This is a genomic window from Microbispora bryophytorum, from assembly GCF_006874465.1.
GTDB classification, from domain to species: Bacteria; Actinomycetota; Actinomycetes; order Streptosporangiales; family Streptosporangiaceae; genus Microbispora; species Microbispora bryophytorum.
The window spans coordinates 544,275-560,763 of sequence record NZ_VIRL01000001.1 but is presented as its reverse complement, the minus strand read 5'-3'; the positions used below and the strand labels follow the sequence as shown (position 1 = coordinate 560,763).

General features: G+C 70.2%; 16 protein-coding genes. 6 read left to right on the top strand and 10 right to left on the bottom strand.

Features of this window, described 5'->3' with window-relative positions:
- Position 1: 1 nt before the first annotated feature.
- The 4 genes from FLX07_RS02650 to purD form a co-directional block, all read right to left on the bottom strand.
- Positions 2 to 1,246, bottom strand: coding sequence for a transcriptional regulator (locus tag FLX07_RS02650; RefSeq protein ID WP_167748113.1), 1,245 nt, complete (start codon positions 1,244 to 1,246; stop codon positions 2 to 4).
- Positions 1,247 to 1,509: 263 nt separating this feature from the next.
- Positions 1,510 to 2,787, bottom strand: coding sequence for a UDP-N-acetylglucosamine 1-carboxyvinyltransferase (gene murA, locus FLX07_RS02645; protein ID WP_142567784.1), 1,278 nt, complete (start codon positions 2,785 to 2,787; stop codon positions 1,510 to 1,512).
- Positions 2,788 to 2,960: 173 nt separating this feature from the next.
- Positions 2,961 to 3,809, bottom strand: coding sequence for a phosphoribosylaminoimidazolesuccinocarboxamide synthase (locus FLX07_RS02640; RefSeq protein ID WP_142567783.1), 849 nt, complete (start codon positions 3,807 to 3,809; stop codon positions 2,961 to 2,963).
- A 137-nt stretch (positions 3,810 to 3,946) separates the two neighbouring features.
- Positions 3,947 to 5,188 carry a phosphoribosylamine--glycine ligase gene (gene purD, locus FLX07_RS02635; RefSeq protein WP_142567782.1) on the bottom strand — a complete coding sequence of 414 codons (1,242 nt, stop codon included), beginning with the start codon at positions 5,186 to 5,188 and terminating at the stop codon, positions 3,947 to 3,949.
- A gap of 473 nt (positions 5,189 to 5,661) precedes the next feature.
- On the opposite strand from purD, the gene FLX07_RS02630 reads away from it, so the two are divergent.
- Positions 5,662 to 6,780, top strand: a complete 1,119-nt coding sequence (locus FLX07_RS02630) for a magnesium and cobalt transport protein CorA (RefSeq protein ID WP_142567781.1) — start codon at positions 5,662 to 5,664, stop codon at positions 6,778 to 6,780.
- An 85-nt stretch (positions 6,781 to 6,865) separates the two neighbouring features.
- On the opposite strand, the gene wrbA is transcribed toward FLX07_RS02630, so the two are convergent.
- Positions 6,866 to 7,474, bottom strand: coding sequence for an NAD(P)H:quinone oxidoreductase (wrbA, locus tag FLX07_RS02625; protein ID WP_142567780.1), 609 nt, complete (start codon positions 7,472 to 7,474; stop codon positions 6,866 to 6,868).
- A gap of 224 nt (positions 7,475 to 7,698) precedes the next feature.
- On the opposite strand from wrbA, the gene sigJ reads away from it, so the two are divergent.
- The 3 genes from sigJ to FLX07_RS02610 all read left to right on the top strand — a co-directional run bounded on the left by sigJ (position 7,699) and on the right by FLX07_RS02610 (position 10,189).
- The gene (sigJ, locus tag FLX07_RS02620) at positions 7,699 to 8,634 is read left to right on the top strand and encodes an RNA polymerase sigma factor SigJ (RefSeq protein ID WP_142567779.1); all 936 of its coding nucleotides are present in this window, start codon (positions 7,699 to 7,701) and stop codon (positions 8,632 to 8,634) included.
- A 144-nt stretch (positions 8,635 to 8,778) separates the two neighbouring features.
- Entirely contained in the window at positions 8,779 to 9,975 is a 1,197-nt protein-coding gene (locus tag FLX07_RS02615) for a cytochrome P450 (RefSeq protein WP_142567778.1), read from the top strand.
- A gap of 19 nt (positions 9,976 to 9,994) precedes the next feature.
- A complete protein-coding gene (locus tag FLX07_RS02610; RefSeq protein ID WP_139573837.1) occupies positions 9,995 to 10,189 on the top strand; it encodes a ferredoxin in 195 nt (64 codons plus the stop codon).
- 114 nt (positions 10,190 to 10,303) lie between these two features.
- Here FLX07_RS02610 and FLX07_RS02605 read toward each other — a convergent pair whose 3' ends face one another.
- From FLX07_RS02605 to fbaA, 4 genes are all read right to left on the bottom strand, one after another.
- Positions 10,304 to 11,230 carry a glycerophosphodiester phosphodiesterase family protein gene (locus tag FLX07_RS02605; RefSeq protein ID WP_142567777.1) on the bottom strand — a complete coding sequence of 309 codons (927 nt, stop codon included), beginning with the start codon at positions 11,228 to 11,230 and terminating at the stop codon, positions 10,304 to 10,306.
- A gap of 102 nt (positions 11,231 to 11,332) precedes the next feature.
- The gene (locus tag FLX07_RS02600) at positions 11,333 to 12,616 is read right to left on the bottom strand and encodes an adenylosuccinate synthase (RefSeq protein ID WP_142567776.1); all 1,284 of its coding nucleotides are present in this window, start codon (positions 12,614 to 12,616) and stop codon (positions 11,333 to 11,335) included.
- Positions 12,617 to 12,808: 192 nt separating this feature from the next.
- Positions 12,809 to 13,231, bottom strand: coding sequence for a DUF3151 domain-containing protein (locus tag FLX07_RS02595; protein WP_142567775.1), 423 nt, complete (start codon positions 13,229 to 13,231; stop codon positions 12,809 to 12,811).
- A gap of 104 nt (positions 13,232 to 13,335) precedes the next feature.
- Positions 13,336 to 14,358, bottom strand: a complete 1,023-nt coding sequence (gene fbaA, locus FLX07_RS02590; protein ID WP_142567774.1) for a class II fructose-bisphosphate aldolase — start codon at positions 14,356 to 14,358, stop codon at positions 13,336 to 13,338.
- A 176-nt stretch (positions 14,359 to 14,534) separates the two neighbouring features.
- Between fbaA and FLX07_RS02585 the strand changes: the two genes are divergently transcribed.
- The gene (locus tag FLX07_RS02585) at positions 14,535 to 15,215 is read left to right on the top strand and encodes a DedA family protein (RefSeq protein WP_229689460.1); all 681 of its coding nucleotides are present in this window, start codon (positions 14,535 to 14,537) and stop codon (positions 15,213 to 15,215) included.
- Positions 15,216 to 15,345: 130 nt separating this feature from the next.
- Positions 15,346 to 15,807, top strand: a complete 462-nt coding sequence (locus FLX07_RS02580) for a hypothetical protein (protein WP_142567773.1) — start codon at positions 15,346 to 15,348, stop codon at positions 15,805 to 15,807.
- On the opposite strand, the gene FLX07_RS02575 is transcribed toward FLX07_RS02580, so the two are convergent.
- Positions 15,779 to 16,336 carry an orotate phosphoribosyltransferase gene (locus FLX07_RS02575; RefSeq protein ID WP_142567772.1) on the bottom strand — a complete coding sequence of 186 codons (558 nt, stop codon included), beginning with the start codon at positions 16,334 to 16,336 and terminating at the stop codon, positions 15,779 to 15,781. The two genes, FLX07_RS02580 and FLX07_RS02575, sit on opposite strands and share 29 nt — an antisense overlap.
- Positions 16,337 to 16,489: the final 153 nt, after the last annotated feature.

Here is a 16,489-nt window from a genome sequence, read left to right as displayed (position 1 = left end):
ATTACCGGTTCAGCTTCTCCACGATCAGACGGTAGAGCTGCCGCGGCCGGCCCGGCTGAGGAGTGCGGTTGGGCGGAAGCGGCCACGCGAGTCCCTCGTCAACCAGCGTGCGCAGCAACCGCCTGGCCGTCCGCGGGGTCACCCCGAGCATGCGCCCGGCGCCCTCCGCGTCCACGACCGTGTCCCCGCCCTCCAGCTTGGCGGCCAGGCGCGCCAGCACCTCGACCCCCTTGGGCTTGACCGGTCCGCCCGGCTGGGGCGGCATCCGGGGCGGTGGCACCAGCGCGCGCCCCTCCCGGTCGACCGCGAAGCCCTGCGGCTGCTTGCCGCCCTGGGTGCGGGCGAGCGCGCCCCTCGCGTGCGTCTCGGCCTCGTGCGTGGTGCGGCCCATCCCCACACCCACCTCGACGGCCAGACCCAGCTCCTCGCGGATCCGCGCGGCGAACGGCAGCACGCGGAACCCGTCCGTGGCCGTCGCGATCGAGCCCTTCGTCGCCACCACGAGATAGCTGTGGTCGTCGATCGGCCACACGCTCGCGTTGATCCGGTTGGCCTCCTGCACCAGCAGGCGGTGCAGTGACAGCCGCAGCTCGTCGCGCCAGTAGCGCGGCGCTGCCCGCCGCACCGGCTCGCGCAGCGTCGGCACCTCGACCAGCACGACCGTGAGCTGCGACTCCTCCAGCCGGTGACGGGCGCCGAGCAGCGACGCCGTGTGCAGTGCCGTACGGACGGCCGCGGAGGTCGGCCGGATCGGCACCACCGGCACCCCGGCTGCGGTCAGCCGGTCGGACACACCCTGGACGCACGTGAGAGCGCCCGTCGTGGCCCCTTGGCGGAACAGCCGCTCGTGAAAGGCCGTGATCGTGCCGACCGGGCCCGGCTCGTCACGGCTGTGGACCTCACCCGAGGAGAGATTGAGGTCCATGTACGCCTCGTCGATGTCCGGCCGCCCGAGCACGTCGAGGCTGACCCGGCGCGGATCGATCCGCTCGTCCAGCGAGGCTCGCGCGATGGCCGCCACGAGCGCGGCCCCGCCGAGCTGCACGTGCGTGGCGGGCATCGTCAGCACGCCGGCCCGGCGGGCGAGTTCGAAAGGCACCGGACTCGCGAACAGGCACGCGTCCACACCCGGACCGAGCCGGGTCACCTTGTCAGCCGCCTCCTGTTCATCTCGGTACGCGGCCGCGACCAGCCGGCAGGGCACCGGGGCAGCCGAGTGCCCCATGAGCATCACCCGTTCGACCAGATCGTGCGACCCCACCACACCAATGGTGAGGTCGGGTGTCACCGTGCCCAGACGTGACCCGCGCGGAGTGTCTTCCGTGCGCTCGACCAATGTTCGTCCCATCCCACGTCGCCCTCGTTTGTTGTGGCTTCTCTTTGGAACGATCGCTGGTTAAGGCCGTAATGTCACGCCCAGATTCGCCGGAATACCATTCTGGGTGGTCCCGGCTGTTCCGTAAATCGGAAGGTCCCCGCTGGTCAGGGCATTAGTAAAGGTTTCCGGACTCAGACCTCGTCCGAAGTGGAAATTTCACGCACCACATCTGCGCCGAGTGACTGCATACGCTGCGCGAGCGCGGCGTGACCGCGGTCGATGAGATATCCGGACCCGATCGTGGTCTCGCCCTCCGCCGCGAGACCGGCGAGCACGAGCGCGATTCCCGACCGCAGATCGTGCGCCGTCACCTCGGCGCCGCGCAACGGCGTCGGGCCGTGCACGACCGCCCGGCTGTCCTCGACCTCGACGTTCGCCCCCATCTTGTTCAGCTCGCCCGCGAGCGCGAAGCGGCCGTCGAAGATGCGCTCGTGGATGTAGCTGGAGCCCTCCGCGAGGCAGGCCACGGTCATGAGCGGCGACTGCAGGTCGGTCGCGAAGCCGGGATAGGTGTCGGTGATGACGTTGATCGGGCGCAGCGGGCGGTTGCGGCGGACCTGGAGCACCGCGCCGTGGTTCTCGAACTCGACGCCCATCTGCTCCAGCTTCCACCGGACCACGCCGAGGTGTTCGAGGGAGGCGCCGACCAGGCTGACCTCGCCTCCGGTGATAGCCGAGGCCATCGCGAACACGCCGGCGTCGAGCCGGTCGGGCATGACCGTGTGCTCCACCGCGGTCAGCTCGTCCACGCCTTCGACGGTGATGAAGCCCGTGCCGCCGCCGCGGATGCGCGCGCCCATCCGGGTCAGCATCGTGATGACGTCGAGCACCTCGGGTTCGAGGGCCGCGTTCTCGATGATGGTGGTGCCCCGCGCCAGCGCGGCGGCCATGATCAGGTTCTCGGTGCCGGTGTGCGACGGGGTGTCGAGGTAGAGCGGGGCGCCGATCAGGCCGCCCGCCTTGATGTGGATGACGGACTCGCCCTCGTCCACCATCGCGCCGAGGCGCTTGTAGCCCAGGTAGTGGAAGTCGAGGTTGCGGCTGCCGAGGTTGCATCCGCCGATGCCCTCGATGATCGCCTCACCGAGGCGGTGGAGCAGCGCGGGGACGAACAGCACCGATCCCCGGAACCGGCGGGCGATCTCCGCGGGCAGGACCGGGCTGGTCAGGCGGGAGGCGTCGATGACGAGCGTCCGCTCGCTCTCGTGGAACTCCACCTTCGCGCCCACGGCCTGGGCGAGCTCGACCGCCCGGCGCACGTCCTCGATGACGGGCACGTTGCGGAGCACCGTGCGGCCCTCGGCCGCGAGCAGCGCCGCCCCGATCATGGGCAGTACGGCGTTCTTCGCGCCCTGGATGAAGGCGGTTCCACGCAGTACGTTGCCACCGCGCACGCGGTAACGGACCATGAATTGCTCCTATTTCGGGGGAAGGGTGGGGGACTCCCGTCAGCCGGCAGCCGGGTTGTCGGCGAGGACGATCGGCCTAGAGTAGCCGCTGTTCCGGGAGCTTCGGGGAGGAACTACCCCCAGAACGCAGGGGGGAACGAGTCACTTGAGACTACTTGTGTGACCTGTGTGATTCAGCCGCGGAAGTGCTCGCCGGTCAGCCGCTCGTACGCCTCGACGTAACGGCTACGAGTGCGCTCGACGATCTCGTCGGGCAGCGGCGGGGGCGCCTCGCCCGACGACCTGTCCCAGCCCGACTCGGGGGACAGCAGCCAGTCCCTGACGAACTGCTTGTCGAACGACGGCTGGGAGTGGCCGGGCTCCCACTGGTCGAGGGGCCAGAAGCGGGAGGAGTCGGGCGTCAGCACCTCGTCGCCCAGGGTCAGCACGCCGTCGGCGTCCCAGCCCAGCTCGATCTTCGTGTCGGCCAGGATGATGCCACGTTCCAAAGCGATTTCGGCCCCGCGGCTGTAGACGTCGAGGGTGATCCGGCGCAGCCGCTCGGCCACGTCCTCGCCCACCTCCGCCGCGACCTCCTCGTACGTCATGGGTTCGTCGTGCTCGCCCATTGGGGCCTTGGACGACGGCGTGAAGATCGGCTCGGGCAGCCGGGACCCGTCGGTGAGCCCTTCCGGGAGCCGCACGCCGGAGACGACGCCCTCCCGGCGGTAGTCCACCAGACCGGAACCGGTGAGGTAGCCGCGGGCCACGCACTCCACCGGCACCATCCGCAGCCTGCGGCACAGCACTCCGCGGCCGGTGAACTCCGCCGGGACGTCGGTCGAGACCACGTGGTGGGGAACCACGTCCTTGAGCTGCTCGAACCACCACAGCGACAGCCGGGTGAGGATCTCCCCCTTGTCGGGGATGCCGGGTTCGAGCACGTAGTCGAAGGCCGAGATGCGGTCGGACGCGACCATCAGCAGCAGCCCGTCGGGAGTCTCGTAGAGGTCGCGTACCTTGCCGGAGTGCAGGTGCTTCACCGTTCCATCTTCCCAGTCCTGCGCACCGCCTTGAGCAGCGGGACAGAGCGCGGCCGGGCATGGACGCGGCCGGCCGCGCACGCAGGCGCCGGGCGCCACCTGCGTACGGACGGCCACGAGAGGTCGGGAGGACGCGGTCAGGAGGAGGCGGCGGCCAGGGCGATGTCGGACCGGTGGTGGGAGCCGCGCATCGTGATCTGCTCCAGCGCCTCGTAGGCCCGAGCCCTGGCCTGGGCGACGTCGGCGCCCGTGCCGACCACGTTGAGCACCCGCCCGCCGTTCGAGGCGAGCCGGTTGTTCTCGTCGAGGGCCGTGCCCGCGTGCAGGACGTACGCGTCCTCGACCGTCACCGGAAGCCCCGCGATCGGGTCGCCCTTCACCGGGTCGGCCGGGTAGTTCTCCGCGGCGAGCACCACGGTCACGGCGGCGCCGTCGCGCCACCGCAGCGGCGGGTGCCCGGCGAGCGCGCCGGTCGCGCACGCGAGCAGCAGCTCTCCCAGAGGGGTCTCCAGCCGGTCGAGCACGACCTGGGTCTCCGGGTCGCCGAACCGCGCGTTGAACTCGATCACCCGGGGGCCGTTCGCGGTCAGCGCCAGCCCGGCGTACAGCACTCCCGTGTACGGCGTGCCGCGCCGCGCCATCTCGGCCACGGTCGGATGCACGATCTCGGCCATCACCTGCTCCGACAGGCCCTCCGGCGCCCACGGCAGCGGGGTGTAGGCCCCCATGCCGCCGGTGTTGGGGCCCTTGTCGCCGTCGTAGGCCCGCTTGAAGTCCTGGGCAGGCTGGAGCGCCACGGCGCTCGTCCCGTCGCACAGCGCGAACAGCGACACCTCGGGGCCGTCGAGATACTCCTCGATGACGACGCGCTCGCACGCCCTGGCGTGCTCCAGGGCCTCCTCGCGGCTGTCGGTCACGACCACGCCCTTGCCGGCGGCCAGGCCGTCGTCCTTCACGACGTAGGGCGCGCCGAACGCGTCGAGCGCCGCCGCGGCCTCCTCCTCCGTCGTGCAGGTGTACGCGCGTGCGGTCGGCACCCCGGCGGCGGTCATCACGTCCTTCGCGAACGCCTTGGACCCCTCGACCTGCGCCGCCTGCGCCGACGGGCCGAAGCAGGCGATCCCGGCGGCCCTGACGGCGTCGGCGACGCCGGCCACCAGCGGAGCCTCGGGGCCGATCACGACGAGGTCCGCGCCCAGCCGCTCGGCGAGCGCCGTCACGGCCGCCCCGTCGGTCGGCGTGACTTGGTGCAGGGTGGCCACCTCGGCGATGCCCGCGTTGCCGGGGGCGCAGTGGACTTCTACGACGGCGGGGTCGAGCCGCAGGGTCCGGCACAGAGCGTGCTCACGACCCCCGGAACCGATGACAAGTACGCGCACCGGACCATTGTCGCAGCGGTCGGCCGCCTCCCGGCCTCCGGCGTCTTCTCGGGTGTCTTCTCCGGCGCCGGCGCGTGCCCGGGTGGGGGCGCCGAGGATGTCACGCGGAGCTCGGCGCCGAAGCGGGCGAAGCGGCGCCGATGTGCCAGGTACGAGTGGGATACACACCGATGGCCAGTTTGTGGAGGCTGTTTTTGGCAAGAAGTGCATGATCGGCGGGACTTGACGCCGCTACCCTGGAACAGGTGTCCAACGGCCGTGTGGTAGGTTGGATAGGCTTCGCGCTGTCTCGTGGCGATTGGAGGTGGTCTGGGATGAATTCTGGTGATCCCGTCAGTACGTGCTCGCGCACGTACGTCGTGCGCAATCCCGACCACTCCACAACTGAAGCCCGAGGGACAGCTCACGCCTGTATGAAGGGGTGACATCACGTCGCGCGTAGAGCGTGTCGGCTCGGGCGGGAAGGGACCGCCATGCGCTCCACTCTGCTCTTTCCCCGCATCAACAGGCACACCCGCGTCATGTCCACGCACCTCGGCGCCGCGTCGATGAACGCGGAGCCGGTCGTCGGCTGCGTCCCACCGAGCAACTCCCTCGTCGAGTTCGGCGCGTACGTCGGCGGTAGGAAGGTCGAAGCCGGCGGCATTCCCGAGGCCGTGCGCCTGGTGCGCGAGCACAACGAGGCCAACGAGGTGCCCGACGCGTACGTCTGGGTCGGTCTGCACGAGCCCGCCGCGCCCGAGGTCGAGTGGCTCGCCGAGGTGTTCGGCCTGCACCCGCTCGCCGTCGAGGACGCCATCAAGGCCCACCAGCGGCCCAAGGTCGAGCGGTACGGCGACTCGCTGTTCGTGGTGCTCAAGACCGTCGCGTTCCTCGACCACGAGGTGTCGACGGCGAGCGGCGAGATCATCGGCACCGGCGAGATCATGGTGTTCGTCGGGCCCGACTTCGTCGTGACCGTGCGGCACGGACGGCACTGTCCGCTCGGCGACGTCCGCGAGAAGCTGGAGTCGAAGCAGAAGCTGGTCGGCCGCGGCCCCACGGGCGTCCTGCACGCCATCGCCGACCACGTCGTGGACAAGTACCTGCAGGTCGCCGACCTCATGCAGGCCGAGCTCGAAGAGGTCGAGGCGGCCGTCTTCGCGGAGGTCAGCTCCCGCGACATCAACAGGATCTACCAGCTCAAGCGCGAGATGCTGGAGCTCAAGCGCGCCGTCGGACCGCTCCTGACCCCCTTCAACGCCCTTCCCCAGCGGCGCAGCATCCCCTCCGAGATGCGTGAGTACTTCCGCGACGTCGGCGACCACCTGTCCCGCGTGTGCGAGCAGGTCCAGGCGTCCAACGAGCTGTCCGACTCGATCCTCCAGGCCGCCCTGGCGCGCTCCAACGCCCTCGCCAACGAGGACATGCGCAAGATCTCCTCGTGGGTGGCGATCATCTCGGTCCCCACGATGATCGCCGGTATCTACGGCATGAACTTCGAGCACATGCCCGAGATCCAGTCTCTGTACGGCTACCCCATCGTGATCGGCGTGATGGTTGTCGCCTGCACGCTTCTGCACCGCGCCTTCCGCCGCAACGGCTGGCTCTGACCGCCTTTCTCCCCTTCTCCCCGGGACGCCCGCACGCGCGTCCCGGCGGGAGTCTCGCGGCTCGCCAGGACGCGCGTGGGCCGGATCAGGCGGCCCGGCCGGCCTTCAGCAGGGCCGCGGTGTCGGCGACCCGGCGGCCCTGGTGACGGGCCGCCTGCAACGACACCTCGCCGGGTGCGCCGTCGCCCGCCACGTGCGAGGCGCCGTAGGGATTGCCCGACTGGAACTGGACGGGGTCGGTGTAGCCGGGGGGCACGATGATGCCGCCCCAGTGGTAGAAGGTGTTCCCCAGCGCCAGGAGGGTGGATTCCTGTCCGCCGTGGGCGGTGTTGGAGGCGGTGAAGGCCGAGTACACCTTGTCCGCGAGCTTGCCCTGGTACCAGAGCGGGCCGGTGGTGTCGATGAACGCCCTGAGCTGGCCGGCCGGGTTGCCGAAGCGGGTGGGGGCGCCGAACAGCACGGCGTCGGCCCAGACCAGGTCGTCGAGGGCGGCCTCGGCGACGTCGGCGGTGTCCTGGAGATGCGCGACCCACTCCGGCCTGGTGCCGACGACCTCCGGTGGGGCCGTCTCCGCGACCTTGCGCAGCCGCACGTGTGCGCCGGCCTTCTCCGCGCCCTCGGCGACGGCCTGCGCCAAGGCGTGCACGGTGCCCGTGGCACTGTAGTAAACGATCGCGACGTTCACGGGTTCCATGATCGGCTTCCTTCTTCAGGGGTGGTCTCAGCGGTACGACGACACACCCCCTCGCAATGTGAGGCGGGGCCGCGATCTCCCAGAGCCGGGACCTCCCAGAGCCAGGACCGCACAGAGACGAGACCTCCCGGCACCGAGACCTCCGGCACCGAGACCTGACAGTCGGGTGGGGTGTCTCGTCGTACCGAGTGAGGACGGATGCGACCAAGGGGGCCGGCGACACCATGACCAACCCATCGGGGCCGGGAGACAGCCGGCTCGACCCGAGCCTGAGCGTGATCATGAGCGAGCGGCGCCGGTTGATCAATCTCGCGTATCGGCTCCTCGGCTCCCTGGCCGACGCCGAGGACGTCGTGCAGGAGACCTACGCCCGCTGGTACGCCATGTCGCGGCAGCGGCAGGAGGCCGTCGAGTCTCCCGGCGGGTGGCTGACGACGGTCGCCAGTCGCATCTGCCTCGACCTGCTCGGCTCGGCGCGAGCCCGGCGGGAGCGCTACGTGGGCGAATGGATCCCGGAGCCGCTGCCCGAGCCCGCGGAGTGGATCGGCGGGCGACCGGGCGGTGCGACGGCCGATCCGGCCGACCGGGTCACTCTGGACGAGTCGGTCAGCATGGCCTTCCTCGTCGTGCTCGACTCGATGACCCCGGCCGAGCGCGTCGCGTTCGTCCTGCACGACGTCTTCCGCTATTCCTTCACCGAAGTGGCCGAGATCGTCGGCCGCACCCCGGCGGCGTGCCGCCAGCTGGCCTCCTCGGCCCGCCGCCGCATCCGCGACGCCCAGGCTCCGGCGACCCCGGTGGCCCGGCGCGCGGGGATCGTGAGGGACTTCAAGCAGGCGTGGGAGGCCAAGGACATCGACGCCCTCATCGGCCTCCTGGCCCCCGACGCCGTCGCGACCGGCGACGGCGGCGGGTTCGTCGGCGCCGTGCCCCATCCGGTCGAGGGCGCCGAGCGGATCGCACGCTTCTTCATGGACCGGGCCAGCGCGGTGCCCTCCGTGACGGTCCGGGAATGCACGGTCAACGGCCAGCCCGGTCTGGTGGCCCGGCAGGACGGCGTCACCGTGTCGGTGATGGCGTTCGACATCGCGGATGACCGGATCACGCACATCTGGGCGGTGCTCAACCCCGACAAGCTCCGGCCTTGGGTGACGGGCTGACCACCGCGGCATCCGTTTCGCCGCGTACGCTTCATGACCGGAATCATGAGCAATCAGTCATTGCGATATGTCAGATGATGTTGTTAGGTGGGGGGAGCGGGCCGCTCGACACATCGACCGTTTCCACTCGCACAGGAGCGTGTCATGACAGAGGCGACACCCCGGCTGGCGACTTATCCCCTGACCCGGGAGCGTGCCTTCGATCCACCGGACGAACTGGCACGCCGTCGCGCCGAGGCGCCGGTCCAGCGGATGACGTACGCGGACGGGCACGAGGGCTGGCTGGTGACCGGCTACGCCGAGGCCCGCGCGATCCTGGCCGACAACCGTTTCAGCACCCGCCCCGAACTGCTGCACTCGCCGATCCCCCAGCGTGGCGAGTTCCGCGGCGAGCCGCTCACGCCGGGGTTCTTCCTCCGCATGGACGCTCCCGCGCACACCCGCTACCGCCGCCTGCTGACCGGGCAGTTCACCGTGAGGCGGATGAAGCAGCTCGAACCGAGAATCCAGGAGATCACCGAGAGCCGCCTCGACGCCATGGAACGCGAGGGCGCCCCCGCCGACCTCGTCGAGTCCTTCGCGCTGCCCATCCCCTCACTCGTGATCTGCGAACTGCTCGGCGTGCCGTACGAGGACAGGGAGAAGTTCCAGCGTGACTCGGCGGTGCTGCTGGACCTGGGCTCCTCGATGGCGGACATCCGGGCGGCGGTGCAGGACCTGTACTCCTACCTGCACGACCTGGTCACGGCGAAGGCGAAGGAACCCGCCGACGACATACTGAGCGGCCTGGTCGCGGGGGCTGAGCTGACGACCGAGGAGATCGCCGGCGTAGGGCTGCTGCTGCTCATCGCGGGTCACGAGACGACCGCCAACATGCTCGGCCTCGGCACGTTCGCGCTGCTGACGAACCCGGACCAGCTCGCCGTCGTGCGGGACGACCCGGCCGCCGTCGAGAACGCGGTGGAGGAACTGCTGCGCTACCTCAGCATCGTGCACATCGGGCCGACCCGTACGGCCCTGGAGGACGTGGAGGTCGGCGGCGCCCTGATCAGGGCCGGTGAGGCGGTGACGCTGTCCATCGGGGCGGCGAACCGGGACGCCGGGCGGTTCGAGGGCGGCGACGTCCTCGACGTGAGCCGGTCGGCGCACGGGCACCTGAGCTTCGGGCACGGCATCCACCAATGCCTGGGTCAGCAGCTCGCCCGGATCGAGATGCGCATCGCCTATCCCGCCCTGCTGCGCCGCTTCCCCAACCTGCGCCTGGCCGTGCCGGCGCGGGAGGTTCCGTTGCGGTCCAATATGGCGATCTACGGTGTGCACCGCCTGCCGGTGCTGTGGTGAGACAAGTGGTGGGAGAACGATGAAGATCAAGGCGGACACCGGACGGTGTATCGGTGCGGGGATGTGCGTGCTCACGCTGCCCCAGGTGTTCGACCAGAGCGAGGACGACGGGACGGTCGTGGTGCTCGACGCCGAGCCTTCGGCGGACGTGGCGCCCGCCGTGAACAGGGCCGTGCAGCTCTGCCCGTCCGGCGCGCTGTCCGTGGAGGAGTGAGTCGCCCGGGGCGCGCGACGGCGACCGCGCCGGGCCGGGTGCCGCTCGGCTACGTGACGTCGCGGTGCGGGCGGTGCGGGCGGTGCGGGCGGTGTGGCCCCGGGATGCCGGGCTTCAGGCTCCTACGGGGCGGAGCGGGGTCACCGGGTCGGGCAGCGGCAGGCCGCGGGCCTTCCAGAGGCGGCGCATACGGTCGGGGTAGTCGGTGACGACGCCGGCCACCCCCAGGTCGATCAACCGGGCGGCCTCTTCGGGGTCGTTGACCGTCCACACCACGACCGGCAGGCCCTGCCGGGCCGCTCCGGTCATCAGCGCCTCGTCGACGAGCACGCGGTCGGGGGACAGCGTCGTCGCCCCCACCGCCGCGGCCGCCGCCGCGAGGTCGCCGCCGACCTCGCCGAGGCGGATGCCGTTCATCCAGGCGGGGGTCATCGTGTCGCGCTCGACCAGGGCGTACCGCCGCTCGACCAGCGGCCTGGCGATCTCCAGGATGCGCCAGTCGAAGCTGAGCAGGGCCGCCCTCGACAGCCGGTCGTGCCGGTCGAGCTCGTGCACGACCTCCTCCACGAAGCGGCGCGGGTCGGCGCACAGGTCGGGGCGGGTGGGATCGGACTTCAGCTCGACGTGGAGGCGCACGTCGTCGGCGCCGAGGGCGCCGATCAGGCCGAGCACCGCCCCCAGCGTCGGCATCCGGGTGTCCGGCAGCGGCACCTGCGTGAGCGCGAAGCGGTCGTCCGGCCGCTCGGGCAGCCGTACGCCGACGTCGAGGGTCCGCAACTGGGGCAGCGTGAGCGCGACGATCGGCTTGCCGACGTAGGGGAACATCTCGTCCCCCGGCGCGGCCATGCCCGTGTCGGCGCTGGTCACCGGGGACACGTGCAGGTCGTGAGTGAGCACCAGCTGCCCGTCCGCGGACATGGCGACGTCGAACTCCAGCGCGTCGACCCCCAGCTCCAGCGCGAAGGCCAGGCCGGGCAGGGTGTTCTCGGGCCTCAGGCCCCGGGCTCCGCGATGCCCGTGCAGCTCAACGTATCCATGCACAGCGGCGTACCTTACCGCCTCGGTCGTCCGCGGCCCGGAACCCTCCGGTTCCGGGCGCGTACGCCACCGATCATCAGATAAGGGAGCGAATCCGGATGGTCTTCAGATGAGGGAACGAATCTGGATGGTCTGCGTGCGGCCCGGGCCGACGCCGATGGCCGAGATCGGGGCGCCGCTCATCTCCTCCAGCGCCCTGACGTACGCCTGCGCGTTCGGCGGCAGGTCGTCGAACGTCTTGGCGCTGGTGATGTCCTCCTGCCAGCCGGGCAGCTCCTCGTAGATCGGCGTGGCGTGGTGGAACTCGGTCTGCGTCATGGGGATCTCGTCGTGGCGGACGCCGTCGACGTCGTACGCCACGCAGACCGGGATCCGCTCCAGCCCGGACAGCACGTCGAGCTTGGTCAGGAAGAAGTCGGTCACGCCGTTGATCCGCGTGGCGTACCGCGCGATGACCGCGTCGAACCAGCCGCAGCGGCGGTTGCGGCCGGTGGTCACGCCGTACTCGCCGCCGGTCTGGCGCAGCCAGTCGCCCTGCTCGTCCAGCAGCTCGGTCGGGAACGGCCCCGATCCCACGCGCGTGGTGTACGCCTTGAGGATGCCGATGATCCTGGTCAGGCGGGTCGGCGGGATGCCGGAACCGGCGCAGGCGCCGCCCGAGGTGGGGGAGCTGGAGGTCACGAAGGGGTAGGTGCCGTGGTCGATGTCGAGCAGCGTGCCCTGCCCGCCCTCCAGCAGCACGACCTTGTCCTGGTCGAGCGCCTGCGAGAGCACGAGCGAGGTGTCGGCGATGTGGGGGCGCAGCCGCTCGGCGTAGCCGAGGTACTCCTCCAGCACCTTCGCCGGGTCGAGCCCACGGCGGTTGTAGATCTTGGTGAGGATCTGGTTCTTCTCGCCCACCGCGGCCTCGATCTTCTTGCCGAGGATGCCGGGGTCGAGCAGGTCCTGGACCCGGATGCCCATGCGGTAGATCTTGTCGCCGTACGCCGGGCCGATGCCGCGGCCGGTCGTGCCGATCTTGGCCTTGCCGAGGAAACGCTCGCTGACCTTGTCGATGGCCTTGTGCTGGGGCATGATCAGGTGCGCGCTGGCCGAGATCAGCAGCCGGTCGCAGGAGATGCCCCGCTCGGCCAGCCCGTCGATCTCGCTGAGCAGCACGCCCGGGTCGATGACCACGCCGTTGCCGATCACCGGCACCACGTCGGGCGACAGCACTCCCGTCGGCAGCAGGTGCAACGCGTACTTCTGGTCGCCGATGACGACGGTGTGGCCCGCGTTGTTGCCGCCTTGGTAACGCACGACATAGTCGACGTCGCCGCCCAGAAGGTCGGTGGCCTTCCCCTTGCCCTCATCGCCCCACTGGGCGCCAACGAGAACGACAGCCGGCATGGTTCAACTCCTGCACCAAGACGAAAGCCCCTGACGCAAGCGCGGCAGGGGCCCCTTGCACACAGAGACTACCTGAGGGGCACCCTGACGGTGAACGGAGTCTTAAGCCGCGAGACGGGCCCACGGCTCCGCGCACAGCCCCGTGTACGGCCCTGTTCAGGCAGTTCGTCCGGGAGGTCGTCCGGGGGTCGTTCAGGAGTTCGCGGTGAGCGCCTGCGCGGCGTCCTGGCTGCTGTCACGCAGGAACTGGGCGCAGCGCTCGGCCTCGTCCTTCTCGCCGATCGCCTGGGCGGCCCGGGCGAGGGCGTTCAGGCAGCGTAGGAAACCCTGGTTCGGCTCGTGCTCCCACGGGATCTGTCCGTGCCCCTTCCAGCCCGCCCGGCGCAGCTGGTCGAGACCCCGGTGGTAACCGGTGCGGGCGAACGCGTACGAGGTGACGGCGTGACCCGCGGCGAAGTAGTCGTCGGCGAGAGCGGCCCAGGCCGCCGAGTAGGCGGGGAAGCGAGCCGCCACGTCTGCCGCCTTGGCGCCCGACTCGAGCATCTGCCGCGGCTCGGGGGTGTCCGGAAGCAAGGTGGGCGGCGGGCCGGCAAGGAGGTTCTCGTGCGATTCCATGGTGACAGTCTTACCTGTCATGAGCCCGAGGGGTATGGGCCGCCCGGCGGGAACAGAAGATCGATACAAGAATGGATCTTCGTGTTTCCCGCCGGGCCGTTCCCTTACTTGATCCTGGTGCCCGTGGAGTTGAGCTGCTGGCATGCCTCGGCGATGCGCGCGGCCATGCCGGCCTCGGCGGCCTTGCCGTACGCGCGCGGGTCGTAGGCCTTCTTGTTGCCGACCTCGCCGTCGACCTTCAGCACGCCGTCGTAGTTGCGGAAGATGTGGTCCACGATCGGGCGGGTGAAGGCGTACTGCGTGTCGGTGTCGATGTTCATCTTCACCACGCCGTACGAGATCGACTCGCGGATCTCCTCAGCGGTGGAGCCGGAGCCGCCGTGGAAGACCAGGGAGAACGGCTTCTCCTTGCCGTACTTGGCGCCGACGGCGTCCTGGATCTCCTTGAGCACGCTCGGGCGCAGCTTGACGTGGCCCGGCTTGTACACGCCGTGGACGTTGCCGAAGGTGGCGGCCACGATGTAGCGGCCGCGCTCGCCCAGCCCGAGGGTCTCGGCGACGGCCAGCGCGTCCTCCGGCGTCGTGTACAGCTTCTCGTTGATCTCGCCGACGACGCCGTCCTCCTCACCGCCGACCACGCCGATCTCGATCTCGAGGACGACCTTGGCGGCGGCGGTCTTGTCGAGCAGCTCGCTGGCGATCTGGAGGTTCTCGTCCAGCGGCACGGCGGAGCCGTCCCACATGTGCGACTGGAACAGCGGGTCCTGGCCGCGCGCGACGCGCTCGGCGGAGATCTCCAGCAGCGGGCGGACGAACGAGCCGAGCTTGTCCTTCGGGCAGTGGTCGGTGTGCAGCGCCACCGTCACCGGGTACTTCTCGGCGACCACGCGGGCGAACTCGGCGAACGCCACGGACCCGGTGACCATGTCCTTCACGGTGGTGCCGGAGAGGAACTCCGCGCCACCGGTCGACACCTGGATGATCCCGTCACTTTCCGCCTCCGCGAAGCCGCGCAGCGCGGCGTGCAGGGTCTGCGACGAGGTCACGTTGATCGCCGGGTACGCGAAGCCGCCCGCTTTGGCGCGGTCGAGCATCTCGGCGTAGACCTCTGGAGTCGCGATAGGCATGCGAAGTCATCTCCTTCTGACGGTATGCGGCGTGGCAAGTATCCCGAAGGCCGGGCCGATCGGGAAAGCCGGGTATGTGGCGTGCCCGGAAAGCCGCGGTCATTCCGCGATTCACGGTTTTCCACAGCCCTGCCGCTTCTCAGTCTCATCGCATCCGGGACAGGTAGGCTCGCCCCGTGGACGTGCTCTTGGACCTTCTTGACCCGAAGTGGTGGCTGAGCATGCTCGGCGCCTTCGCGACGATCGGCGTCATCGCCATCGTATTCGCCGAGACGGGGTTGCTCGTCGGGTTCTTCCTGCCCGGTGACTCGCTGCTGGTGACCGCTGGAATTTTCAGCACCGCCGCCGCCGCGAAGGGATTCGGGATCGCGCCTCTGTCGCTGCCCACTCTGCTGATCGGCGCGCCGCTGGCGGCGATAGCGGGAGCGCAGCTGGGCCACCTCCTGGGGGCGAAGGTCGGCAGGAGGATGTTCGACAAGCCGGACTCCCGGCTGTTCAAGAGGGAGCACGTCGAGAAGGCGGAGTACTACTTCGAGAAGTTCGGCCCGGCGAAGGCCGTGGTCGCGGCGCGGTTCATGCCGATCGTCCGCACCTTCATGAACCCGGTGGCCGGCGTGCTGGAGATGGACGCGCGCCGTTTCTTCGTCTGGAACGTCGCCGGCGGTGTCGTCTGGGTCGAGGCCCTGCTGCTGCTCGGCTATTTCCTCGGCAGCAAGGTCGAGGGCATCGACAAATACATCCTTCCCGGGGTCTTCGTCGTCATCCTTCTGTCGGTGATCCCGATCGTGCGCGAGGTCATGAAGAGCCGCCGGAGCGCCACCGCCGCTCCCAAGGGCCGCCACCACGCACCCCGGTAAAGCCGCCGACGGGACGCGCCCGTCCGCCGGCGCCTACGGGGAGCCGGCGGATGACCTGCGGGAAGTCCTGCCGCACGAGAAGTGACCGGTCAGTACTGAGATATGCCTCACACCCGCTACCCTCCCGATTGTGGGACGCCACAGGTCTGATCCCCTTGGCATCGCCAGGCTGGCGCTGGTCGGTCTGGCGGCCGTGCTGCTGCTCGCCGTCATCGTGGTCGGCGCGGGAGCGCTCCTGTCCACGTTCGGCTCGGAGGAGCCCGGCTCCGGCGTGGCCTCCACCCCGTCGGCGCAGCCCTCCGCAGGGCCCTCCACAGGGCCCTCCGCCGAGCCCTCCGCGCCCCGCGCGCCCACCGTGCGCGTGGTCTGCCGGGCCGAACGGTGTCCCGTGTTCGTCCGGGTGCCCGGCGGCGACGTGCTCATCGACCGGGACCTGACCCGGGGCGAGGAGGCGTCCTATTTCCAGCCCGAACTCGACGTCGTCCTCGACGACGCGAGCACGGTCCAGGTCTTCGAGAACGGAACCGTCAGATCCCCCGGGCCGGCCGGTGAGCGGCAGGCGTTCAGTGTGAAGCGATCCGCGGATCAATGAGCGACAGATCGGCGAGCGAGTAGGCGGAGCGGTACGGCACGCCCGTCGCCGCCAGCGCCTCGTCGCCACCCCGGTGCACGATCGTCGCGATGCCCACGACCTGCGCACCGGCCTCGCGCAACGCCTCCACGGCGGTGAGCACGGACCCGCCCGTCGTGGTGGTGTCCTCCACCGCGAGCACCCGGCGCCCGGCGACGTCCGGGCCCTCGATCCTGCGCTGCAGGCCGTGGGCCTTGCCCGCCTTGCGCACCACGAACGCGTCGAGCGTGCGGCCGCGGGCCGCCGCGGCGTGCAGCATCGACGTCGCCACCGGGTCGGCGCCCAGCGTGAGACCGCCGACCGCCTCGTAGCCCAGATCCTCGGTGAGGTCCAGCATCACCCGGCCCACCAGCGGCGCCGCCACACCGTCCAAGGTGATGCGGCGCAGATCGACGTACCAGTCGGCCTCCTTGCCGGAGGACAGCACCACCCGGCCGTGCACGATGCCCTTGTTCTTGATCTCGTCTAGCAGTCTGTCGCGGTCACTCATGAGGCTCAGCGTACGGCCGGTCCCGCGGTGCGGGCCGTATGGGCCGGGACGCCCCGGGTGTGGCGTGCGAAGACTACTGAGAGTAAAGAGGCCCCAGCGGTTTAGCCAGGACATGGACTGCGGAATGTATCGCCGTGCAACTCACCGTAATCG

Bases quoted from the DNA above. Each gene is read 5' to 3' on its own strand.
- murA (WP_142567784.1), bottom strand. From the start codon at position 2,787: ATGGTCCGTTACCGCGTGCGCGGTGGCAACGTACTGCGTGGAACCGCC.
- FLX07_RS02630 (WP_142567781.1), top strand. From the start codon at position 5,662: ATGCGCTCCACTCTGCTCTTTCCCCGCATCAACAGGCACACCCGCGTC.
- wrbA (WP_142567780.1), bottom strand. From the start codon at position 7,474: ATGGAACCCGTGAACGTCGCGATCGTTTACTACAGTGCCACGGGCACC.
- sigJ (WP_142567779.1), top strand. From the start codon at position 7,699: ATGACCAACCCATCGGGGCCGGGAGACAGCCGGCTCGACCCGAGCCTG.
- FLX07_RS02615 (WP_142567778.1), top strand. From the start codon at position 8,779: ATGACAGAGGCGACACCCCGGCTGGCGACTTATCCCCTGACCCGGGAG.
- FLX07_RS02610 (WP_139573837.1), top strand. From the start codon at position 9,995: ATGAAGATCAAGGCGGACACCGGACGGTGTATCGGTGCGGGGATGTGC.
- FLX07_RS02600 (WP_142567776.1), bottom strand. From the start codon at position 12,616: ATGCCGGCTGTCGTTCTCGTTGGCGCCCAGTGGGGCGATGAGGGCAAG.
- FLX07_RS02595 (WP_142567775.1), bottom strand. From the start codon at position 13,231: ATGGAATCGCACGAGAACCTCCTTGCCGGCCCGCCGCCCACCTTGCTT.
- fbaA (WP_142567774.1), bottom strand. From the start codon at position 14,358: ATGCCTATCGCGACTCCAGAGGTCTACGCCGAGATGCTCGACCGCGCC.
- FLX07_RS02575 (WP_142567772.1), bottom strand. From the start codon at position 16,336: ATGAGTGACCGCGACAGACTGCTAGACGAGATCAAGAACAAGGGCATC.